The organism is Pantoea sp. EKM103V (assembly GCF_011800365.1).
GTDB classification, from domain to species: domain Bacteria; phylum Pseudomonadota; class Gammaproteobacteria; order Enterobacterales; family Enterobacteriaceae; genus Pantoea; species Pantoea anthophila.
The window spans coordinates 269245-291484 of the sequence record NZ_JAALFQ010000002.1 but is presented as its reverse complement, the minus strand read 5'-3'; the positions used below and the strand labels follow the sequence as shown (position 1 = coordinate 291484).

General features: G+C 58.4%; 16 protein-coding genes. 9 read left to right on the top strand and 7 right to left on the bottom strand.

Annotation, left to right across the window (positions count from 1 at the left end; all coding sequences use genetic code 11):
- Positions 1-12: 12 nt before the first annotated feature.
- A complete protein-coding gene (gene malE, locus HFD97_RS07685) occupies positions 13-1203 on the bottom strand; it encodes a maltose/maltodextrin ABC transporter substrate-binding protein MalE (protein ID WP_167431699.1) in 1191 nt (396 codons plus the stop codon).
- Positions 1204-1565: 362 nt separating this feature from the next.
- Between malE and malK the strand changes: the two genes are divergently transcribed.
- The 3 genes from malK to malM all read left to right on the top strand — a co-directional run bounded on the left by malK (position 1566) and on the right by malM (position 5065).
- Entirely contained in the window at positions 1566-2675 is a 1110-nt protein-coding gene (gene malK, locus HFD97_RS07680) for a maltose/maltodextrin ABC transporter ATP-binding protein MalK (RefSeq protein ID WP_009093048.1), read from the top strand.
- Positions 2676-2717: 42 nt separating this feature from the next.
- Positions 2718-4019: a maltoporin gene (locus HFD97_RS07675; RefSeq protein ID WP_009093047.1), complete on the top strand. Its 1302-nt coding sequence runs from the start codon at positions 2718-2720 to the stop codon at positions 4017-4019.
- Between the two features lie 104 nt (positions 4020-4123).
- The gene (gene malM, locus HFD97_RS07670; protein ID WP_150029011.1) at positions 4124-5065 is read left to right on the top strand and encodes a maltose operon protein MalM; all 942 of its coding nucleotides are present in this window, start codon (positions 4124-4126) and stop codon (positions 5063-5065) included.
- 218 nt (positions 5066-5283) lie between these two features.
- On the opposite strand, the gene malQ is transcribed toward malM, so the two are convergent.
- On the bottom strand, positions 5284-7353 hold the full coding sequence (gene malQ / locus HFD97_RS07665) for a 4-alpha-glucanotransferase (RefSeq protein WP_167431698.1): 2070 nt from the start codon (positions 7351-7353) through the stop codon (positions 5284-5286).
- An 8-nt stretch (positions 7354-7361) separates the two neighbouring features.
- Positions 7362-9767, bottom strand: a complete 2406-nt coding sequence (gene malP, locus HFD97_RS07660) for a maltodextrin phosphorylase (RefSeq protein ID WP_167431697.1) — start codon at positions 9765-9767, stop codon at positions 7362-7364.
- A 283-nt stretch (positions 9768-10050) separates the two neighbouring features.
- On the opposite strand from malP, the gene malT reads away from it, so the two are divergent.
- A complete protein-coding gene (malT, locus tag HFD97_RS07655; protein WP_167431696.1) occupies positions 10051-12753 on the top strand; it encodes an HTH-type transcriptional regulator MalT in 2703 nt (900 codons plus the stop codon).
- Between the two features lie 88 nt (positions 12754-12841).
- Here the strand turns inward: malT and HFD97_RS22335 are convergent, their stop codons facing one another.
- Positions 12842-13111 (bottom strand): hypothetical protein, encoded by a 270-nt coding sequence (locus HFD97_RS22335; RefSeq protein ID WP_244319787.1) that lies wholly within the window; start codon positions 13109-13111, stop codon positions 12842-12844.
- On the opposite strand from HFD97_RS22335, the gene HFD97_RS07650 reads away from it, so the two are divergent.
- From HFD97_RS07650 to HFD97_RS07640, 3 genes are read left to right on the top strand one after another with little or no spacing between them, the layout of a single operon-like run.
- Positions 13007-13495, top strand: a complete 489-nt coding sequence (locus tag HFD97_RS07650; RefSeq protein ID WP_244319781.1) for a YfiR family protein — start codon at positions 13007-13009, stop codon at positions 13493-13495. The two genes, HFD97_RS22335 and HFD97_RS07650, sit on opposite strands and share 105 nt — an antisense overlap.
- A gap of 1 nt (position 13496) precedes the next feature.
- Complete coding sequence (locus HFD97_RS07645) at positions 13497-14711, top strand: diguanylate cyclase domain-containing protein (protein ID WP_111207147.1); 1215 nt, start codon at positions 13497-13499, stop codon at positions 14709-14711.
- Positions 14708-15181: an OmpA family protein gene (locus tag HFD97_RS07640; protein WP_140029219.1), complete on the top strand. Its 474-nt coding sequence runs from the start codon at positions 14708-14710 to the stop codon at positions 15179-15181. Before HFD97_RS07645 ends, HFD97_RS07640 begins: the two co-directional genes overlap by 4 nt.
- Positions 15182-15265: 84 nt before the next feature.
- Here HFD97_RS07640 and HFD97_RS07635 read toward each other — a convergent pair whose 3' ends face one another.
- Positions 15266-16168 carry a LysR family transcriptional regulator gene (locus tag HFD97_RS07635; RefSeq protein WP_009093037.1) on the bottom strand — a complete coding sequence of 301 codons (903 nt, stop codon included), beginning with the start codon at positions 16166-16168 and terminating at the stop codon, positions 15266-15268.
- A gap of 100 nt (positions 16169-16268) precedes the next feature.
- On the opposite strand from HFD97_RS07635, the gene HFD97_RS07630 reads away from it, so the two are divergent.
- Both HFD97_RS07630 and HFD97_RS07625 read left to right on the top strand, forming a co-directional pair.
- Entirely contained in the window at positions 16269-17336 is a 1068-nt protein-coding gene (locus tag HFD97_RS07630) for an SDR family oxidoreductase (protein ID WP_046102918.1), read from the top strand.
- A gap of 75 nt (positions 17337-17411) precedes the next feature.
- Positions 17412-18068, top strand: a complete 657-nt coding sequence (locus HFD97_RS07625) for an SDR family oxidoreductase (protein ID WP_167431694.1) — start codon at positions 17412-17414, stop codon at positions 18066-18068.
- A 402-nt stretch (positions 18069-18470) separates the two neighbouring features.
- On the opposite strand, the gene fumA is transcribed toward HFD97_RS07625, so the two are convergent.
- A complete protein-coding gene (gene fumA / locus HFD97_RS07620) occupies positions 18471-20117 on the bottom strand; it encodes a class I fumarate hydratase FumA (protein ID WP_140029216.1) in 1647 nt (548 codons plus the stop codon).
- A 156-nt stretch (positions 20118-20273) separates the two neighbouring features.
- Positions 20274-21782, bottom strand: coding sequence for a DASS family sodium-coupled anion symporter (locus HFD97_RS07615; RefSeq protein WP_033736769.1), 1509 nt, complete (start codon positions 21780-21782; stop codon positions 20274-20276).
- Positions 21783-22240 lie beyond the last annotated feature (458 nt).

Here is a 22240-nt window from a genome sequence, read left to right as displayed (position 1 = left end):
GGCAGGGAAAAATTATTTCTTCAGACGGGCCTGGGCATCTTTCAGTGCGGCGTCAACGCTCTGACGACCGCCCAGGGCATTCAGCGTGGCGGTGCGCATCGCATACCAGAATGCGGCCATCTGCGGGATATTCGGCATGATGTCACCCTGACGGGCATTGGTCATGGTGGCGGCGATACGGGAATCTTTCTCCAGCGTCTGCTGGAACGATTTCAGCGCCACCGCGCCAAGCGGCTTATCTTTGTTGACCGCATCCAGGCCGGCATCGGTCAGCAGGTAGTTCTCCAGGAACTCCTTCGCCAGCTCTTTATTGGGACTGGCGGCGTTGATCCCGGCACTCAGCACACCAACAAACGCCTTAGAGGGTTTACCGTTCAGCGTTGGCAGCGTGGTCACGCCATAGTCGATCCCGCTCTTGTCGATGTTGCTCCATGCCCAGGGGCCGTTGATCGTCATCGCGGTTTCCCCTTTGTTAAAGGCCGCCTCGGCAATCGAATAATCGGTATCCGCATTCAGGGTTTTAGCTTTGACCTGATCGACCAGGAACTGCATCCCGGCTTTCGCGCCCGCGTTATCCACGCCGACATCTTTCACGTCATAGCGCCCGTCGGTCAGCTTAAAGGCGTAAGCTCCGCCAGCGGCCAGCAGTGGCCAGGTGAAGTAGGGTTCCTGCAGGTTGAACATAATGGCGCTTTTGCCCTTAGCGCGCAGTTGCTTATCGAGGCTGGCCATCTCTTCCCAGGTTTTGGGCGGATTAGGCAGCAGCTTTTTGTTGTAGATCAGCGAGAGTGACTCGACCGAGATCGGGTAGCCAATCAGCTTGCCGTCAAAGCGAACCGCATCCCAGGTGAAGGGGAAAATCTTCTGCTGGAAGCTGGCATCCGGGCTGATTTCCGCCAGCAGGCCCGACTGCGCATAGCCGCCAAACCGGTCATGCGCCCAGAAGATAATGTCCGGACCATCGCCCGTCGCCGCTACCTGCGGATACTTCTCTTCCATTTTGTCAGGGTGTTCAACGGTGACTTTGATACCGGTCTCCTGCTCGAATTTCTTACCCACTTCAGCAAGACCGTTATAGCCCTTGTCACCGTTGATCCAGATGACCAGTTTACCTTCCTCAATCTTTGCCATCGCGCTGGCCGAAAAGAGCACGGCAGAGAGGGCCGAGAGGGCCAGAATTCTTGCTCCGGTTTTCATCGTCATAAATTCATCCTGTTAGCGGAAGTGGTGAAGACTCTGTCGGCATCATTGTGCGTATCCACACCGGCATCTCATCCTCCTCTGCTCTACGCCCCGCCGCCCATCACTGTGATCGCGCTGGCAAAAAGCGTCCGGAGCGGGAGATGGCGCGGCAAAAAATCGTGCAGGTCTGCGTGAACGATCACAAAAAACCGCGGCGGCGCGCTGGCTGCCTCGTCCGCCGCGGTTTCTCCTCCTCCCGTCTCCTCCCCCAGTGGATTGCGCTGCGGTGGAGGATGTGACCGCCGGTTTCCTCTCGCATAGTGAGCCCCGGAACCCGTCTGCCGCTGAGCAGACACGAATGTGCAGCTAAGAGGGAAGGGATCATGGCGAGCGTTGTGCTACGCAATGTCACAAAAGCCTGGGGCGAAACGGTGGTGTCGAAAGAGATCGATCTCACCATTCGTGAAGGGGAATTTGTTGTTTTCGTCGGCCCGTCGGGCTGTGGCAAATCGACGCTGCTGCGCATGATTGCCGGACTGGAAACCATCACCAGCGGCGAGCTGCTCATTGGCGACCGGCGCATGAATGAGGTGCCGCCTGCCGAGCGCGGCATCGGCATGGTGTTTCAGTCTTATGCGCTCTATCCGCACCTGTCCGTAGCGGAAAACATGTCTTTTGGCCTGAAACTGGCCGGGGTAAAAAAGGCTGAAATCCATCAGCGGGTCAATCAGGTGGCCGAAATTCTGCAGCTGGCGCACCTGCTCGATCGCCGGCCAAAAGCCCTCTCAGGGGGACAGCGTCAGCGCGTCGCCATCGGCCGCACGCTGGTGGCGGAACCGCGCGTCTTCCTGCTGGATGAACCGCTGTCCAACCTTGACGCAGCCCTGCGCGTTCAGATGCGCATTGAGATCTCTCGTCTGCATAAGCGCCTGAAGCGCACCATGATTTACGTGACCCACGATCAGATTGAAGCGATGACGCTGGCTGACAAAATTGTGGTGCTCGATGCCGGGCGCATCGCGCAGGTCGGCAAGCCGCTGGAGCTCTATCACTATCCCGCCAACCGCTTTGTCGCCGGATTTATCGGCTCACCCAAAATGAATTTCCTGCCGGTCAAAGTGACCGCCACCGCCCTCGATCAGGTTCAGGTCCGTCTGCCGAATCAGCAGCTGGTCTGGCTGCCGGTTGACAGCGCCGGCGTACTGGTCGGCAGCAATATGTCACTGGGCATTCGCCCGGAACATCTGCTCTCCAGCGATATCGCCGACGTCACCCTTGAAGGGGAAGTGCAGGTGGTGGAACAGCTGGGGCATGAAACACAGATCCACATCGAGATTCCCGCAATCCGTCAGAACCTGGTCTACCGCCAGGAGGACGTCGTGCTGGTAAAAGAGGGCGCGATCCTGGCGATTGGCCTGCCGCCCGAGCGTTGTCACCTGTTCCGCGAGGACGGGAGCGCGTGCCGCAGGCTGTACCAGGAGCCGGGTGTGTAGCCCTGCCAAAACAATAAAAGCCATGACCTCAGGAGATAGAAAATGTTAACTCTGCGCAAACTTCCCCTTGCCGTTGCCGTCGCGGTGGGCACGCTCTCCGCCCCGACGATGGCGGTCGATTTCACCGGCTATGCCCGTTCCGGCATCGGCTGGACGGGCAGCGGTGGCGAACAGCAATGTTTCCAGGCCACCGGTGCTCAAAGTAAATACCGTCTGGGCAACGAATGTGAAACCTACGCCGAACTGAAATTAGGCCAGGAAGTGTGGAAAGAGGGCGACAAAAGCTTCTATTTCGACACCAACGTGGCTTACTCCGTAGCCCAGCAGAACGACTGGGAAGCCACCTCACCGGCATTCCGTGAAGCCAACGTAAAAGGGAAAAACCTGATCGATGCGCTGCCAGGATCGACCCTCTGGGCCGGTAAGCGTTTCTATCAGCGTCATGACGTTCATATGATCGACTTCTACTACTGGGATATCTCCGGACCGGGTGCCGGTCTGGAAGATGTCGATCTCGGCTTCGGTAAACTCTCCTTCGCGGCAACCCGCTCTTCGGAAGCGGGCGGTTCTTACACCTTCTCCAGCGATCGTATCCGTGACTTCGCCACCAGCACCGCGAATGACGTGTTTGATGTGCGCCTGGCGGGCCTGGAAACCAACCCGGATGGCGTGCTGGAGCTGGGGGTCGATTACGGTCGTGCCAATGCCCGTGACGACTATCGTCTGGAAGATGGCGCCTCAAAAGATGGCTGGATGTTCACCGCCGAACATACCCAGAGCATGCTCAAGGGCTACAACAAGTTTGTACTGCAGTACGCCACCGACGCGATGACCTCGCAGGGCAAAGGGGTGCCGCAGGGCACCAGTCTCAATAACAACGGTGACATGTACCGCATCCTCGACCACGGGGCGATCTCGCTGGCAGAACGCTGGGACCTGATGTATGTCGCCATGTATCAGAACATCGATCTGGATAACGACCGCGGCACCGAGTGGTACACCGTCGGCGTGCGTCCGATGTACAAATGGACGCCGATCATGAGTACGTTGCTGGAACTGGGCTATGACAATGTGAAGTCACAGCAGGCCAGCGAGCGCAACGGTCAGTACAAAGTGACGCTGGCACAGCAGTGGCAGGCGGGTGACAGCATCTGGTCACGTCCGGCGCTGCGTCTGTTCGCTACCTATGCCAAATGGGATGAGAAGTGGGGCTACAACAAAGACAGCGCCGGCGATCTCACCACCTTCGCCTCGGCTGACTCTACCGGCAACGGCATCCTGACCAACAGCCGCGGTAATAACGATGAATTTACCTTCGGCGCGCAGATGGAAATCTGGTGGTAAACCCGCACCGTTTCTGACGGGCGTGCCTGCACGCCTGATGAATCTCTCTGGTCGCGGTGTGCCATTGCCTGGTGCATGCCGCGACCTGTAATAAGGTACGCATAATGAAAATGAAAAAGACGCTGACTGCACTCTGCCTGAGTGCAACATTACTGGCCGGACAGAGCCTGCCCGCCCTGGCGGACGTCAACCTGGTGCCGCAGGATCTCACCTCCGCCCCGGTTGTCCCTGCTGAAACCCTGCAACATCTGAGCTGGCAGCCGCTGGCCGCCTCACAGACCCAGACGACAAAACTCGCCAGCAGCGGGCAGACGCTCAACGCGCCGCACATTGCCGGACCGGTGGCGGCCTACAGCCTGCCAGCAAATATCGGCGAACTGACGCTGACGCTGAGCAGTGAAGTGGCCAACGGGCAGGTTTTTGCGCCTAACGTGCTGGTACTGGATGAAACTCTGCGGCCCGCCGCCTGGTTCCCCAGCCGCTACTTTACCTACCAGAAGCCAGGCGTGATGGCGGCAGACAGGCTGGAAGGGGTGATGAAACTGACCCCGGCGCTGGGCCAGCAAAAAATTTACCTGCTGGTGTTCACCACCGACAGCGATCTGACCCAGACCACCACCCTGCTCGATCCGGCTAAAGCCTACGCGCAGGGCACCGGCCATGCTGTGCCGGACATTCCCGACCCTATCGCCAGCCACAGCCGGGAGGGCACCCTCAAACTGAAAATGCAGACCAGTTCCGGCTCCTCCATTCTGGTCGGGCCGCTGTTTGGATCGTCCGGTCCCGGCCCGGTCACCGTCGGTAATACTGCGCCTGCGCCCGCTTATCGTTCGGCCCCTGCCGCCACCGCCGCGCCTTTACCAGCGACGAAAACAGCGGCAGAACCGATCATGAGTGACACTGAGCGCTACTTTAATCAGCAGATCACTCAGGCGATAAACAGCGGCAATATCGACAAAGCGCTGAAGCTGCTGGATGAAGCCGAACGGCTGGGTTCCACCTCCGCCCGGCAAACCTTTATCCGTGGTGTTAAAGGCAAGGGGTGAAACTGCCCCGACACCAGGGATGTTGTCCCATCTGGTGCGCTCCGGCGCACCTTTTTTTGGATTGAAATAATGTTGAATGAGGGGAGATATGACCTGTGAGCGGACTAACTAACAGAAATGTCAGGAGAAAGAGCCGTTGTCTGCCATTAAGGTTAAAGCGTTATTCATGCAATACAGCGCGGTCATCCCTGATCCGCGCTGATTTCAGCTTTCCTGATTCATGCTGACTGCTTCCGTCGCGCCGTCAGATCCCGCAACAGTGCACAGGTTTCCGCATCGCTGAACAGCGCCTCCAGCGTGACGCTCAGCTTGCGTCGCCAGTTCGGGTATTCATCGCTGGTGCCGGGGATATTGACCGGCGTGGCCATATCCAGCCAGTCCTCCGGTTGCAGACCCAGCAGGGCGCTGTGACTGTCCGCCAGATAGCGCTGCATCGCCCGGTTCAGCGCCTTGCTCATCCCGGTACGTCCGGCAGACCGTCCGGCCCGTTTTGGCAGGGCGCCCACCTGATGCAGGCTGTTGAGCAGCGCCTGCTTTGCCCGCAGCCGATCCTGATACAGCCCGGCCAGCACCACCTTGTCCGGGTAGAGGCCCAGCCGGGCGCCCGTGGTCAGGTCGTCGCTTTGCCACCAGCCGCGCAGCGTCGGGAGATCGTGGGTGGTCGCGACGGCCATCGCCTGCCGCGGCCAGGCGGCGGGTGGACGAAATCCCGACGGGGAGGTCTGTTCAAACCAGAGCACCTTGTAGGAGTAAACGCCGCCATCCCGCAGCTTATCGACAATCGCCTCCGGCACCGTGCCGAGATCTTCCCCAATCACCATGCAGCGATGTCGCTGGCTCTCCAGCGCAAGAATCGCCAGCAGGTCGTCGATGGGATAGTGAACATAGGCTCCGTGCATCGCCGGTTCCCCGGCCGGTATCCACCAGAGCCGCATCAGCGCCATCACATGATCGATGCGCAGTGCGCCGCAGTGGCGCATATTCGCGCGCAGCAGGGCAATCCACGGCTCCCAGGCGCGCTGCTGCATCACCTGCGGGTCCATCGGCGGCAGTCCCCAGTCCTGACCGCGCGGGCCGAGGATATCGGGCGGGGCTCCGATACTGGCCTCCATGCAGTAGAGGTCGCGATCGCTCCACGTCTCGGCTCCTCCTTTGGCCACCCCGACCGCCAGATCGCGGTAAAGGCCGATGGGCATTGCCTGCTGCTGGCAGCCCTGCCAGCACTCCGCAAACTGCTGCGCGGCCAGCCATTGCAACCAGAGCCAGAAACGCACCTGATCGGCATGCTGCTGCAGAAAGGTTTTCACCGCCGGGCTGGCAGGGTCCTGCAACGCCTCCGGCCACACCGGCCAGCCCCAGCGCTGACTATCCTGCGCAATCTGATCGGCGTGCAGGGCATCAAACAGCGCCTGATGCTGCAGACTGACGCCACCCTCTTTGATAAAGGCGTGGAATACCTGCACCTCAGGATCGCTGGCCTCACGCTGGCTGAACTGCGGCCATGCCAGGCTCAGCGCCGTGATTTTCAGGCGGGTGACCGCCGCATAGTCGACCCACTCCGCGGCGCGCGCCTGCGTCAGCGCCTGCTGTGTCTCCGGCTGCTGCCACCAGGCCTGGGCGGCGCTGCTCTGCCGGAAGTCACTGACCGCATTCACATCGATATAGAGGACATTGAGCCAGCGCCGGGAGGAGGGGCTGTAGGGACTGGCACTCTCCGGGCTGGAGGGAAACAGCGCGTGAATGGGATTCAGCCCGATAAACGCGCCGCCGTGTGCCGCGACAGCGGGCAGCATCCGGCGCAGATCGCCAAAGTCGCCAACGCCCCAGTTCTCCGCCGAACGTAATGTATAGAGCTGCACACAGGCTCCCCACAGCGATTCCCCCGCCTGCAACGCTGGCGGCTCATAGCAGCGGGGCGGAGCAATGATGATCCGGCACGACCATTGCCGGGCGCCCTGCTGCAGCGTCAGCTGATGGTAGCCTTCCGGCAGCGGCGGCAGATGCAGCGGCTGAGCGGGATGACAGCGACCCGAAGTGACTTCTCCCGCCTCACGGGTGAGTTGCCATTGCGCATCCTGCGTCAGCTGAGGGGACAGGCTCAGCAGATCGCCGCTGCGAAAGATCACCACCGGCGGCAGCGGCGTGCTCTGCTGACGCGGTGGCTGCATCACCGCCAGCAGACGCTGGCGGGTCAGGGCCGGGATCGCCTGCGGTCTGCCGTGGGCGTTAATATATTCCGCAGCGATACCCGCCACGGAAAAATCATCCTTAACCAGATTCGTTTTCATGGCGTTCCTCAGCGTTTCGCTTGCCAGATGCGCTGCTGGTAATCGCGGATAGCGCGGTCGGCGCTGAACATCCCGCAGCGCGCGGTATTCAGGATAGTGGCACGGGTCCAGGCGTCCTGATCGCTCCAGAGCGCTTCCACCTGCGCCTGGGCCTCCAGATAGGGCTGGAAGTCGGCCAGCACCAGATAGGGGTCGCCACCCTCCGGGCCAAGACTGTGCAGCATCGCGTCAAAGGCGTGACGATCGCCCTGGCTGAAGGTGCCATCCTCCAGCGCCTGCAGCACCTGGTTAAGCTGCGGATCTTTTTTACGCCACAGAGCGGGATCATATCCGCCAGCTTTTAACGCCACGACCTGTTCAACGGTATGCCCAAAGATAAAGATGTTGTCACTGCCAACCTGTTCAGCGATCTCAACGTTTGCGCCGTCGAGGGTGCCGATGGTCAGGGCACCGTTCAGCGCCAGTTTCATGTTACCGGTGCCGGAAGCCTCTTTGCCGGCGGTCGAGATCTGCTCGGAGAGATCGGCGGCCGGGATCAGCCGTTCCGCGACGGAGACGTTGTAGTCGGGGATAAAGACCACCTTCAGACGGTTACCGATGCGGGGATCGTGATTGACCACCTCAGCCACTTTATTGATGGCATAGATGATGTTCTTCGCCAGGGCGTAACCCGGCGCGGCTTTGGCGCCAAACAGCACCACGCGCGGCACACGATTCGCCTGCGGATCGATCACCAGCGTCTGCCACAGGGCGATGATATGCAGCAGGCTCAGATGCTGGCGTTTGTACTCATGCAGGCGCTTAATCTGCACGTCGAACAGCGCCGTGGGATCGATCGTAATGCCGGTGCGGTTTTTGACCCAGCCGACCAGCGCCTGTTTGTTCTGCTGCTTGATGGCGTGGTATTCGGCGCGGAACGCGGCGTCATCCGCAAAGGTTTCCAGCCCCTGCAGCGCATCCAGATCGTTCAGCCAGGGCGTGTTCAGGGTTCGGGTAATCAGGGCACTCAGCGCCGGGTTGCACTGATTAATCCAGCGACGCGGGGTAATGCCGTTGGTCACGTTATGAAATTTCTCCGGCCAGAGCTGGTGATACTCCGGGAAGAGATCCTGCACCACCAGTTTCGAATGCAGCGCGGCCACCCCGTTTACCGCAAAACCACTGGTGACGCAGAGGTTCGCCATCCGCAGCTGATTATTGTGGACCAGCGCCAGCTTCGCCCATTTCGCCTCATCCTCCGGCCAGCGTGCTGAGACCACGGCTTTCAGCCGGGCGTTGAGCGTGTTAATGATCATCATATGGCGCGGCAGCAGGCTGCGTACCAGCCGGACATCCCAGCACTCCAGCGCTTCCGGCATCAGCGTGTGGTTGGTGTAGGCAAAAGTGTGGCGGGTAATCTGCCAGGCCTGATCCCAGCTCAGTTGGTGCTCATCCAGCAGCAGACGCATCAGCTCCGGGATCGCCAGCGTAGGGTGGGTATCATTCAGCTGAATGACTTCATGATCGGGCAGGGTTTCAATTGACCGTCCGGCCTGATGATGGCGGCGCAGAATATCCGCCAGCGCACAGGCGCACTGAAAATATTGCTGCATCAGACGCAGTTTTTTACCGTTCTGATGATTGTCATTGGGGTAGAGCACCTTCGTCAGTTTTTCAGCGTCGATGCCCTGCTGCTCTGCGCGCAGAAAGTCGCCGTCGTTGAAGCGATTGAGGTTAAACGGCTCAGCATGTTTCGCCTGCCACAAACGCAGCGGCTGGGTAATGCCATTCCGGTAGCCAACGACCGGCAAATCCCAGGCCTCACCCACCAGTTCAAACGCCGGTTGCCACTGAGGCTGCCCTTCTGTGGTGACCACTTTGCCGCCGAGTCCGACCCGAACGTTAAGCGCCGCGTTATGATTGAACCAGGGGTAACGATCGCGCTGCCACTCATCCGGCGTTTCGTGCTGCGCCCCCTGTTCGAAGCGCTGGCGGAACAGGCCATATTGATAGTTGAGGCCATAGCCGGTTGCAGGCTGGCCCACACTGGCCATAGAGTCGAGAAAACAGGCGGCCAGCCGCCCCAGCCCGCCGTTACCCAGCGCCGGATCCGTCTCATTTTCCAGCACGTCAGTCAGCGAAATATGCCACGCAGAGAGCGCGTCATTGACCGCGTCATACCAGCCCAGATTCAGCAGGTTGTTACCGGTCAGACGGCCAATCAGAAACTCCATCGACAGATAGTTAACGTGGCGCTGTGTTGCGGGTGCCGGGGCGCCTGGCTGTGCGGTCAGCATATCCGCCAGCGCACCGCTGAGCGCCTGCCACCACTGTGACGGGGTCATCTCCTGCGGTTCGCGCAGGCCAAAACGCTGCCACTGACGGGTCAGGGCGGCGTTGAACTGAATCGGGTTAAATTCGGGCTGTGTCGTCATGGTTGATCTCCTGGAAAAACAGAAAAAGGGGTCAATATGGCGACAGTGTGCCCGCGCGAAAGCTGGCGCTCCTCCTCCTGAACAGAATTAGCGCAGGAGGATAGGGAGGGTGGAGAGGATGAGGCTAATCCGAAATCGGTTCAGGAGTGTGATAGCGCACACTTTTGTAAAGTTTAATTAATGGGTTTGCTTGCATTCATCTGACGAAATGCTGAACCTGTGTAAGGAATAATTACGAAGCGTAAAATAATGCTGCGCTCGACAAACGGAGATACGCGCGCCCATGTTAATACCCGCTAAACTCAGCCGCCCGGTGCGTCTTGATGGCACCGTCATCCGTGAGCGCCTGCTGCAAAAGCTCACCGCAGCCGGAAACTATCGTCTGGTGCTGGTCACCAGTCCGGCGGGCTACGGCAAAACCACACTGGTGTCACAGTGGGCGGCGGGGAAAAGCGATTTGGGCTGGGTCTCTCTGGATGAGGGCGACAACCAGCCGGAGCGTTTTGCCGATTACCTGATTGCGGCCCTGCAGCAGGCCACCCACGGTGGCTGTCCGCGCAGCGAACAGCTGGCGCAGAAGCGGCAGTATGTCAATCTTAACGCCCTGTTTTCACAGCTCTTTATCGAGCTGGTGGAGTGGCAGCAGCCGCTGTGGCTGATCGTCGATGATTACCACCTCATCACCAATCCGGTGATCCACGATGCGATGCGCTTTTTCCTGCGTCACCAGCCTGAAAATCTGACGCTGATCCTGATGTCGCGCAATCTGCCCCAGCTGGGTATTGCCAACCTGCGGGTGCGCGAGCAACTGATTGAACTGGGCAGTCAGCAGCTGGCGTTTACCCATCAGGAGGCGCGGCAATTCTTCGACTGTCGTCTGGCGGCCCCGCTGGAGAGCGAAGAGAGCAGCCGGTTATGTGACGATGTGGCGGGCTGGGCGACCGCGCTGCAGCTGATTGTGCTGTCGGCGCGGCAGGGAGCCAGTTCGGCTCAGCATTCGGCCCGTCGTCTCTCCGGCATCAATGCCAGCCACCTCTCTGACTATCTGGTGGAGGAGGTCCTGGATCATGTCGATCTCCCCACCCGCCATTTCCTGCTGAAAACCGCGCTGCTGCGCTCCATGAATGATGAACTCATCGCCCGGGTTACCTGCGAAGAGAACGGCCAGATGCGGCTTGAAGAGATCGAGCGTCAGGGGCTGTTCCTGCAGCGCATGGATGACTCCGGCTGCTGGTTCAGTTACCACCCGCTGTTCGGTAATTTCCTGCGGCAGCGCTGTCAGTGGGAACTGGCGGCGGAGCTGCCCGCGCTGCACCGGGCGGCGGCTGAGAGCTGGATGGCGCAGGGTTTCCCTGGCGAGGCGATTCATCATGCGCTGGCGTCCGGCGACGCCAGCATGCTGCGCGACGTGCTGCTGGAGCACGCCTGGACACTGTTCAACCAGAGTGAGCTGCCGCTGCTGGAGAACTCCCTCAGGGCGCTGCCGTGGGAGATGATGCTGGACAACCCGATGCTGGTGCTGCTGCAGGCCTGGCTGATGCAGACTCAGCACCGCTTTTCCGAGGTGGACAGCCTGCTGGCACGCTTTGAACAGGCCAGCCGCTGCGAGATTGACGCGGCGCTGCGCGGCGAATTTAATGCATTACGCGCTCAGGTAGCGATTAACGACGGCAACATCGACGAAGCGGAGCGACTGGCAAAAGTGGCGCTCGACACGCTGCCCGGCAATCGTCACTACAGCCGTATTGTGGCGATGTCGGTGCATGGCGAAGTGATGCATTGCAAAGGCGAGCTGGAGGACTCCCTCAAGCTGATGCGTCAGACCGAGCAGCTGGCGCGCCGCGATGAGGTGTGGCACTACGCCCTCTGGAGCCTGATTCAGCAGAGCGAAATTCTGTTTGCGCAGGGCTTTTTGCAGGCCGCCTACGAGATCCAGAGTCGCGCCTTTGTGCTGGTGGTAGAGCAGCATCTGGCGCAGTTCCCGCTGCATGAGTTTTTGCTGCGCATTCGCGCTCAGTTGCTGTGGGCCTGGGGACGGCTGGAAGAGGCGGAACAGGCCGCCCGCGACGGCATCAGCGTACTGAACGGTTTTCAGCCGCAGCAGCAGATCCAGTGTCTGGGCCTGCTGGTGCAGTGCTCGCTGGCGCGGGGAAATCTGGATAATGCCCGCAGCTATCTTAACCGGCTGGAAAACCTGCTGAACAACGGCAACTGGCACAGCGACTGGATTGCCAATGCCGATAAGGTCCGGGTGATCTACTGGCAGATGACCGGCGACAGTCAGAACGCACGCGACTGGATGCGCCAGACGCCAAAACCTGCCTTTGCCAACAACCATTTTCTGCAGGGGCAGTGGCGCAACATTGCCCGTGCGCAGATCCTGCTGGGTGATGTCAGCCAGGCGGAAGTAGTGCTGGAAGAGCTGAACGAGAATGCCCGCGCCCTGCGCCTGATGAGCGATCTGAACCGCAACCTGCTGCTGCTGAATCAGATCTACTGGCAGACTGAACGCAAAGCGGAGGCGCAGCGTGTGCTGATCGAGGCGCTGAAGCTGGCGCGCAGTACCGGTTTTATCAGTCACTTTGTGATTGAAGGCGAGATGATGGCACAACAGCTGCGGCAGTTGATTCAGCTGAATACCCTGAATGAGCTGGACAGCCATCGCGCCCGCCGCATTCTGCTGGAGATCAACAAATATCACCGTCACAAGTTTGCCCATTTCGATGAGGGGTTTGTCAGCCGGTTGCTCAACCATCCTGACGTGCCGGAGCTGATCCGCACCAGTCCGCTGACACAGCGTGAATGGCAGGTGCTGGGGCTTATCTATTCGGGCTACAGCAACGATCAGATTGCCGGGGAGCTGGCTGTGGCCTCCACTACCATCAAGACCCATATCCGCAATCTCTATCAGAAGCTGGGCGTGTCTCACCGCAGTGAAGCGATGAACCAGGTGCAGTCGCTGCTGAAAATGATGGGCTATGTCTGACGTCTGACGCGATGTCCGTATCCCGGTCAGCATCGCGTCACAATCCCGGTGACAGAAAGACAATATAGTTTTCCACCACCCTGTTTAATTATTCATCCGGTACAATTCTTATTAACGCTGTGTTAATATCCCGGCGCTTATTCAGGCGTCCTGCCGAGCGATCTATTTCCGGGAACGCAGTATGACCGTAAAATATCCTTTTTATCTGAATGCCTGTTTGCTGCATTCCCTGCGCCCTGTCTGCAGAAGCGTCCTGACACTCATTATTCTGCTGCTGCTCATTCCTCATCTGGCTTATGGCGAAATACGGGATGGCAAAGCCAATCGTATCGTCAGCGGAATTATCAGCTTCAGCCACTGGCCCGGCCTGAACAGTCCGCCCCAGTTATGTGTCTTTTCATCGGCACGGCATCTCTCCCTGCCGGAAAATATTACTTCGCCTGCTGCAACCTTTACCGTTGTCTATATAGCGACTGTCAGCCAGCTTGCGACGCACCGGTGCGATGCACTCTATTTTGGCGCGGAAACCTCGCAGCAGCAGGCAAAAACTATTCAGCAGCTAGAGGGCAGAGCGGTGCTTACCCTTGCAGAGAGCAGCCCGGAGTGCACCGTGGGGGCCGCTTTTTGCCTGATATTTCAACCGGACCGAACGCTTTTTTCCGTTAACCTTGACTCACTTGCCAGAAGTGGCGTCAGGGTGAGTCCGGATGTGCTTTTGCTCTCCCGCCAGAGAGTCGAATAATATGAAATTCGATAAAGTAAGAAACGACAAATCATCAATACGTAATAAGCTGCAGAAAATAAGCACAATCAATGCGGCGGTAATATTACTGTTGTGCTGGCTGCTGCTCTCCTCGACCTCGCTGCTCTTCATTAAAAATTATGAGAAATGTAATCTCGAACTGATCGGTTCCACGCTCAGCACGACGCTGACCGCCGCGACCGTTTTTGCCGACAGTTACGACGCGCGTAATAAAATTGAACAGCTCGGTGAGCAGGGTCTTTATGCCTCTGCAAAGCTCGTCACCCGGGATAATATTGAACTGGTTCGCTGGCATGCGCAGCAGGAACCGACGGGCTGGTATTCACGCTGGTTACGCGAGTGGATGTATAGCAAACCGCTTAATGTCGCCATCAATCACGCTGACGTCACGGTCGGCACACTGACGCTGGAAGGGACCGTGACCGGCGCGATGCGATTTATTCGCTACTCCTTCCTGATCCTGACCAGCGGAATGCTGTGTGTGCTGATTGTCTCGCTGATGCTGAGCGCCTTCCTGCATCGGGGGATCGTCGCGACGCTGCGCAACATTACCAGTTCCATTCACTATGTGATCCATTCGGGTGATTTTTCCCTGCGCATACCCGGCAGCCCGACGAGTGAGTTTCAGCTGTTCTCCGATGATCTCAATTCGCTGCTGAAGGAGATGCAGTCGCTGAAGGCTTCGCTGATCCGTGACAATCGCTCGCTGGCGGCCAAAGCGCTGGAAGATCCGCTGACCGGGCTGGCCAATCGCAGCGCCTTTACGGCGCATCTCGCCCGGCTTCTGGATCGACAGCAGGAGAAGGGGCGCTTTGCTCTGCTGTTTCTGGATGGCGACCGTTTCAAGAGCATCAACGACAGCTGGGGTCATGCCGCAGGCGATGACGTTTTAAAAGCGATAGGCTCACGCCTCCTGTCTCTGGCGGCCGATCAGGATCTGGTTGCCCGCTTAGGGGGCGATGAGTTTGCCATGCTGGTGAGCAGTCGCGTCAGTGAGGAGGAGCTTCAGCGTCTGGTGCAGTGCATTCATGAGGTTATCACGCAGGCGATTACGATTGCCGGGGATACGCAGATAACGACCTCGGTGACCGTTGGCTATGCCTGGTCACAGCAGGGTGACACGGTCGCGGCCATTCTCGAACGTGCCGATATGAACATGTACAGGAATAAACGAGCAGGTAAGGCGAAAAGATGAGAATGAAATTTTCCCTGGTATTACTTGTGATGGCGCTGGCGGGCTGTCAGTCGACGGCGCGCTTCAGTGAGGCGCAGATCGCTGCGATGAAAAGCGCCGGCTTTACGCAGAACATGGAGGGCTGGGGATTGGGCCTGTCCGATAAAATCCTGTTTGGTATCAACGAATCCGAACTGACCCCTGCCAGCAAAACGACCATTCAGACGATGGCGAGAAACCTGGCCTCAACCGGTATTGAGCATGTGCGCATTGACGGGCACACCGACAACTATGGCAAACCGGATTACAACCAGCAGCTGTCACTGAAAAGGGCAAACGCGGTCGCGGCACAGTGGGCGCAGGGCGCGGCGATCCCCCCTGAGAATATCATCACACGCGGGTTAGGCATGAGCGCCCCGGTGGCCAGCAACAGCACTCCTCAGGGGCGGGCGCAGAACCGCCGTGTGGCCATCGTCATCACGGCGCCGTAATTCTCCCGGCAGGCCGGACACAGGGTTCCGGCCTCGCTATGACACGACGCTGGCAGGGTGGCGCGCCTGGCGCACGAAGAGAGATTAGCGGATGGTCAGTTCATTCAGCGCCGACAGCAGCGCATCCACTTTGGGCAGAAACTGTTTGCGCCGTGGCCATACCACGCTCAGCGTCAGCCCGTCAGGCTGCAGTTCCGGCAGAATAATGTCGAGTTCACCCGCGTCCACGGCGCGCTGGATCAGCCAGGATGGCATCTGTGCGACACCCAGCCCGGCGATAACCGCCTGCAACTGCGCATCAACGTCCCCGACAGCCAGCCGCCAGGGCACCTCCCGCCAGTGCGCCTGCCCATCCTGAGTAGTAAACAGCCAGGGTTTGGTGCTGCCATCTACCCGCTCATAAAGGATGGCGGGGTGATTCAGCAGCGCCGCCTCATCTTCCGGGCGTCCCTCACGTGCCAGATAAGCGGGTGACGCACAGAACTGCATCTTCTCGCGACCCATATTGCGCCAGCCCAGTGAGGCAGGCAGGTCAGGCGCCCCGCCAATCCGTACTGCGACATCCACCCCCTCTTCAAACAGGTCAACAAAGCGATCGGACAGACTCAGGCTCAGCGCCAGTTCGGGGTGCTGCTGACAAAAGGGCATCAGCAACGGCATGACGTTAAGGCGGCCATAGGTGGTGGGCACAGCCAGCCGCAGGCGGCCGGAAGGAATGGTGCGCTGCGCCGCCAGCACCGCTTCTGCTTCGGCCAGATCCTCCAGCACCCGCAGGCAGGTCTGGTAATAGGCGCTGCCCGCGTCGGTCAGCTGCAGACTGCGCGTCGTGCGTTCCAGCAGGCGCGAGCCTAAGCGTGTTTCCAGCCGGCTGAGGCTTTTACTGACCGCCGAGCCGGTGACATGCAAACGTTCGGCCGCCGCGGTGAAACTGCCGCATTCGACGCTGGCAACAAACGGCAGGATGTCTTTCAGGCGATGATCGTGCATCGATTCGTGAACTCAGGTTGAGAATGATGTGAATAAATGACAGAGATAAGAACTGAATTCTCTATTAGGCTTAGCATTACGCAAATTGAGGAGAAATCAAATGAAAAAGCACGCTTTGATTGTGGGCATCAGCGGCGTAATCGGTCGCGCACTGGCAGACAAATTACAGCAGGAAGGCTGGCAGGTCAGCGGCCTGTCACGCGGCCGCGGTGCCGTGCCAGCGGGCGCGACCAGCCTGACTGCCGATCTGACCGATGCCGATGCGGTGCGTGACGCGCTGAAATCGGTCAAACCGGATGCGCTGTTTTTCAGCGTCTGGGCGCGTCAGGAGAATGAAAAAGAGAATATCCGCGTCAACGGCGGCATGGTGCGCAACGTGATCGAAGCACTGGGCGATCGCCTGCAGGGTTCTCACGTGGCGCTGGTCACCGGACTGAAGCACTATCTGGGCCCGTTTGAAGCCTACGGTAAAGGTGCGGTGCCGGTTACGCCATTCCGCGAAGAGCAGGGCCGTCAGCCGGTTGATAACTTCTACTACGCGCAGGAAGATGAACTGTTCGCGGGCGCTGAAAAGTATGACTATCGCTGGAGCGTGCATCGTCCGCACACCATCATCGGCTATGCGGTAGGCAATGCGATGAACATGGGGCAGACGCTGGCCGTTTACGCCACCCTGTGTAAAGAGAAGGGCTGGCCGTTTATCTTCCCGGGTTCGCCTGAGCAGTGGAACGGTGTGGCGGATATGACCGATGCGGGTCTGCTGGCTGAGCAGCTGCTCTGGGCTGCTACCTCGCCCAATGCCGCTAATCAGGACTTTAACGCCGTAAACGGCGATGTCTTCCGCTGGAACTGGATGTGGCCGAAACTGGCAGAATACTTTGGTATTGAGGCCGCTGACTATCCGGCGCAGATGATGCCGCTGGAAGGGCGGATGGATGAGGCCGCCAGCGCATGGCAGGCGATTGCAGAGAAGCATCAGCTGCGTGAGGCGGATATCAATAAACTCGCCTCCTGGTGGCACACCGATGCCGATCTGGGACGTCCGATGGAAGCCTTTACCGACATGAGTAAGAGCCGCAAAGCGGGCTTTACCGGCTACCGTAGCACGCTGGACTCCTTCACCCAGCTGTTCGATAAGCTGAAAGCGGAAAAAGTGATCCCTGAGTAAAAAACCTGCAGGCGCCCTATCCGGCGCCTGTTTTGTTTCCGGCATATTTGATCATTCAGTGGAGGTTCAGAACCCATGGCGAGATGTTTCATTATCGGGGCTGCGGGCAAGGTGGGTCAGCAGCTGACCCGTCAGCTGAGCAGCAAAGGGCACAGGGTAACGGCACTGCACCGCAAACCGGAGCAGGCTGAGACGTTGCAGGCAACAGGCGCAACGGCTGTGTCAGGCGACCTTCAGCAGCTGAGCGTGGCGGAACTGGCACAGCTGATGGCTGAGCATGATGTCGTGGTGTTTACGGCGGGGGCCGGTGGTGCCGGAATCGCGCTGACCAATGCCGTTGATGGTGAGGGGCTGACACTGGCCGTGGCGGCAGCAGAGCAGGCAGATGTTCCACGCTTTATGCTGGTTTCGGCTTTTCCCGATGCAGGTCGCGGCAAAACCCCTTCAGAGGGTTTTGAGAACTACATGCGGGTCAAACGACAGGCTGATGCTGAGCTGGTGGCGAGCGGCCTGGAGTGGGTGATCCTGCGCCCTGGCACGCTGACTGACGAAGCGGGCAGCGGACGGATTCATGCCGACCTGGCGATCCCCTATGGCGTGGTGCCGCGGGCAGATGTGGCGGCAACCCTGGTCGGGCTGATCGAACAGCCAGCCATTAAATATCAGATCATCGAACTGACTCAGGGCGACAGCCCGATCGATGAGGCGTTGCAGCGGTTGCAGCGTGGCTAATGCCACTATCAGCAGGACGTTAAGCAAGAAAAAAAGGCTCTGCTGGCTCAGGGATCGAGCCTGCACAGAGAGCCCGGTCAGATCGGAAAGACGCAAAAGCTGTCATCCATGACCGCTCGGCCCGCGCGATTACGCACCTCATCCCTGAGGTGCGCCCGTAGCCGGGCCAACGCGTTGCGTTGTTCAAAAACGCTCCCTGCGTTTTTGTCCCTGGCGCGGGACGCTTTCCTCTTCTGACCGGGCTCCCTGTGCCCTGACCTGAGGTGTTGCTGTCAGACTGGGCTGCATGTGGGTTTTGACCCCGTTCCCTGCGCAGGCTCGCTACCACAGCCAGCATGCCTTCCGGGATCATTGCAGAAAAAAGCCCCGATTCCGGGGCTTTTTCATAACTTAACGCATCTCTTACTTCACACATTTCGCGCAGTGCGCGCGCTCAATATGCTGGAAGAAGTCGTTACCTTTATCATCGACCAGGATAAAGGCCGGGAAGTTCTCGACCTCAATCTTCCAGATCGCTTCCATCCCCAGCTCCGGATACTCCACGCACTCCAGACTCTTAATACTCTGCTGCGCCAGCACCGCTGCCGGGCCGCCAATGCTGCCGAGATAGAAGCCGCCATGCTTCTGACAGGCATCCGTCACCTGCTGGCTGCGGTTGCCTTTTGCCAGCATGATCTTACTGCCGCCGTGTGCCTGCAGCAGATCCACGTAGGAGTCCATACGTCCGGCGGTGGTCGGGCCGAGTGAACCGGAGGCGTAGCCTTCAGGCGTTTTGGCCGGGCCAGCGTAATAGACCGGATGATCCTTAATGTACTGCGGCAACCCTTCACCGTTATCGATACGCTCTTTGAGCTTCGCGTGCGCAATATCACGCGCCACAATAATGGTGCCGGTCAGAGACAGACGGGTAGAGACCGGGTAGGCGGAGAGCTGCGCCAGAATCTGCTCCATCGGACGGTTCAGATCAACCTGTAAGACTTCACCTTCGCCCTGCTGACGCAGCGCTTCCGGGATCAGTCGGCCCGGGTTAGCTTCCAGTTTCTCAATCCAGATGCCTTCGCGGTTGATCTTCGCCTTGATGTTACGGTCAGCGGAGCAGGATACGCCCATGCCGACCGGGCAGGAGGCACCGTGGCGCGGCAGGCGAATCACGCGAATGTCGTGCGCGAAATATTTGCCGCCAAACTGTGCGCCCAGACCCAGCTTCTGCGCGGCTTCCAGCAGTTCCTGCTCCAGCTGCACATCACGGAATGCCTGACCATGTTCGTTGCCTTCGGTCGGCAGACCATCATAGTAGTGGGTCGAGGCGAGCTTAACCGTCTTCAGCGTGCTTTCCGCTGAGGTGCCACCGATAACAAATGCGATGTGGTACGGCGGACAGGCGGCCGTGCCCAGGGTGCGCATCTTATCCACCAGGTAATTTTTCAGCTTGCCGGGACTCAGCAGCGCTTTGGTCTCCTGATAGAGATAGGTCTTGTTGGCAGAGCCGCCCCCTTTGGCAATACAGAGGAATTTGTACTCGTCGCCATCCACGCTGTAGAGGTCAATCTGCGCAGGCAGGTTGGTGCCGGTGTTCACCTCTTTGTACATATCCAGTGCGGCGTTCTGGGAGTAGCGCAGGTTATCTTCGATGTAAGTGTTATAGATACCCTGCGACAGCGCGGCCTCATCCCCGCCGCCGGTCCAGACGCGCTGACCCTTTTTACCCATGATGATGGCGGTGCCGGTATCCTGACAGGTTGGCAGCACGCCTTTGGCGGCAATCTCAGAGTTGCGTAAAAACTGCAGGGCAACATATCTGTCGTTGTCGCTGGCTTCCGGGTCAGCAAGGATTGAGGCAACCTGCTGCTGGTGAGCCGGACGCAGCATAAAAGAGGCGTCGTGGAAGGCCTGCTGAGCCAGCAGCGTCAGCGCCTGCGGGTCAACTTTCAGGATCTCCTGACCTTCAAATTCGGCGACTGAGACATGCTCACGGCTCAGCAGATAGTATTCGGTTTCTTCGTGGGACAGCGGAAAAGGGTTCTGATAGACAAAAGGTTTGTTCGACATTTTTTCTCACTTAATGACCGGCTGAACCACCGCGAGCAGGCTGCGGGGCGCAACATCATAGGCGAATTAATCGTTTATTATGCTTCCCCGCCGCGGGTGCAGCGGGGAAGTGCAGGAATGGTATCTTATAACGCGTTGATCTGCATGTTGTATCCGTCAGAACATCCACACCATCCACGGATAGGCAATCACCATCATGGAGACCAGGAAGATAGCGCCGAAGATGGTACCCAGACGCCAGTAGTCTTTAGTCGGCAGATAACCGCTGCCGTAGTAAATCGGACTTGGGCCGGTGCCGTAAGGGGTGATGATGCCCATCACACCCAGAGAGGTACAGAGCATCAGGCAGAAGACCGGCATATTGATGCCAGGAATCGAGGCGGCAATGGTCAGCATGGCTGGTAACAGCGCGGTGGTGTGCGCGGTGGTACTGGCAAACAGGTAGTGCAGCAGGAAGAAGGCGATTAACAGGACGACGGCTGAAATCTGCGGGTCATAGCCCTGCAGCAGCATGCCACCTTCTTTACCTAACCAGGTGATGAAACCAACGCGAGCCAGACCGTCCGCCAGCGCCACCAGGGTAGCGAACCAGGCAAAGGTATTCCAGGCGGGTTTATTGCTGGTGATGTCGTTCCAGCTGAGCACCCCTGTCCACAACATCAGGACCACGACCAGCAGTGCCGCCAGGGCTGGCTCAATCCACGAGGTCGCAAAGATCCACATCAGCAGGGCGCAGACCACGAACACCAGCAGCAGGATCTCATTGCGGGTCAGTCTGCCCAGTTTCTCCAGTTCAGCCATCGCCCATTTTGGCACTTCATCGTTGATTTTGACTTCAGGCGGATAGAACCAGTAAGCCAGCAGCGGCATGGTCAGAATCAGCAGCAGACCCAGCGGCAGGAAGGCCAGGAACCACATGCCCCAGGAGATATCAAAACCGATGATGCTTTTCACCAGCGCCAGGGCCAGCAGGTTGGGTGCCAGTGCAGAGAGGAACATTGAACTGGTGATACAGGCGGCGGTAATGGCGACCCACATCAGATAGGAACCGATTTTGCGGGCGCTTGGGTCATTCGGTTTAGAGCCGTAGAGCGGAGGCAGGTTGGCGATAATCGGATAGATGGTGCCGCCACTACGCGCGGTGTTCGACGGGGTAAAGGGTGCCAGCAACAGGTCAGCAAAGGTAATGGCATAACCCAGCGTCAGGCTGCGGCGACCCAGATATTTCACCAGGATCAGCGCCAGGCGACGACCAAACTGCGTTTTGTCATACCCTGCGGCGAACATAAAGGCACCGAAGATCAGCCAGACCGTGGAGTTACCGAAACCGCTGACCGCCCACTTAAAGGATTCACTGGCGACTTTGAATTTCGGATTAGCCAGCTCTGCCGGGCTGAAAAGCAGGAACTGACTGAACAGCGCGATGACGACAACGCCCGTCAGGCCGATCACGGCGCCGGGCAGAGGTTCAAAGATCAGGCCGACGATGACGCCGACGAAGATGGCGAAGAAGTGCCAGGCATAGGGTTCAAGGCCCGCAGGTGTCGGCACCAGCAACAGCAGCACGGCCACCAGCACCGGCAGAGCCAGCATGATCGCTTTCTTTTTACCCGCGCCCGCAGGTGCGGCTTTTGGGGGTTCAGTTACAGCTGAGAGTGTTTTCATAGTGTTTTATCTGCAAGTTAAGAAGAATACGATTTGCGCCCCGGACCTTCACTGATGAATTTCGTTCTTATTCTTGATAGTGTGAATAAACCGCGATGCACTGATTTTTTTAATCCGCTGCCTGAGGATTGAGCAGCATTTTTAAAAGCCTGTAAATATGATGTGATTTCTGCAAATATAAATTTTGATCCAGATCAAAGAAATTAATTCATTATCCGCGATTTTTTAACATTTATTTTCTATTTATATTTCTGCCACCGGCATTCTGACAATTTTGTGAAGCGGGTCAACAAATGAGCAGGGCGGAAAAGCAGGAGGTTATCACATAACTTTATGATAATGAATGAATTTATTTCAATGTAAACAAATGGTTGATTTTTGGTTACCCTTGATTAACAATAAATATAACTTTAGTTCCGCCATTCAGCAAATAAAAACTCCAGATGCTTTAAAAGTTA

Bases quoted from the DNA above. Each gene is read 5' to 3' on its own strand.
- malE (WP_167431699.1), bottom strand. From the start codon at position 1,203: ATGACGATGAAAACCGGAGCAAGAATTCTGGCCCTCTCGGCCCTCTCT.
- malK (WP_009093048.1), top strand. From the start codon at position 1,566: ATGGCGAGCGTTGTGCTACGCAATGTCACAAAAGCCTGGGGCGAAACG.
- HFD97_RS07675 (WP_009093047.1), top strand. From the start codon at position 2,718: ATGTTAACTCTGCGCAAACTTCCCCTTGCCGTTGCCGTCGCGGTGGGC.
- malM (WP_150029011.1), top strand. From the start codon at position 4,124: ATGAAAATGAAAAAGACGCTGACTGCACTCTGCCTGAGTGCAACATTA.
- malQ (WP_167431698.1), bottom strand. From the start codon at position 7,353: ATGAAAACGAATCTGGTTAAGGATGATTTTTCCGTGGCGGGTATCGCT.
- malP (WP_167431697.1), bottom strand. From the start codon at position 9,767: ATGACGACACAGCCCGAATTTAACCCGATTCAGTTCAACGCCGCCCTG.
- malT (WP_167431696.1), top strand. From the start codon at position 10,051: ATGTTAATACCCGCTAAACTCAGCCGCCCGGTGCGTCTTGATGGCACC.
- HFD97_RS07645 (WP_111207147.1), top strand. From the start codon at position 13,497: ATGAAATTCGATAAAGTAAGAAACGACAAATCATCAATACGTAATAAG.
- HFD97_RS07640 (WP_140029219.1), top strand. From the start codon at position 14,708: ATGAGAATGAAATTTTCCCTGGTATTACTTGTGATGGCGCTGGCGGGC.
- HFD97_RS07635 (WP_009093037.1), bottom strand. From the start codon at position 16,168: ATGCACGATCATCGCCTGAAAGACATCCTGCCGTTTGTTGCCAGCGTC.
- HFD97_RS07630 (WP_046102918.1), top strand. From the start codon at position 16,269: ATGAAAAAGCACGCTTTGATTGTGGGCATCAGCGGCGTAATCGGTCGC.
- HFD97_RS07625 (WP_167431694.1), top strand. From the start codon at position 17,412: ATGGCGAGATGTTTCATTATCGGGGCTGCGGGCAAGGTGGGTCAGCAG.
- fumA (WP_140029216.1), bottom strand. From the start codon at position 20,117: ATGTCGAACAAACCTTTTGTCTATCAGAACCCTTTTCCGCTGTCCCAC.
- HFD97_RS07615 (WP_033736769.1), bottom strand. From the start codon at position 21,782: ATGAAAACACTCTCAGCTGTAACTGAACCCCCAAAAGCCGCACCTGCG.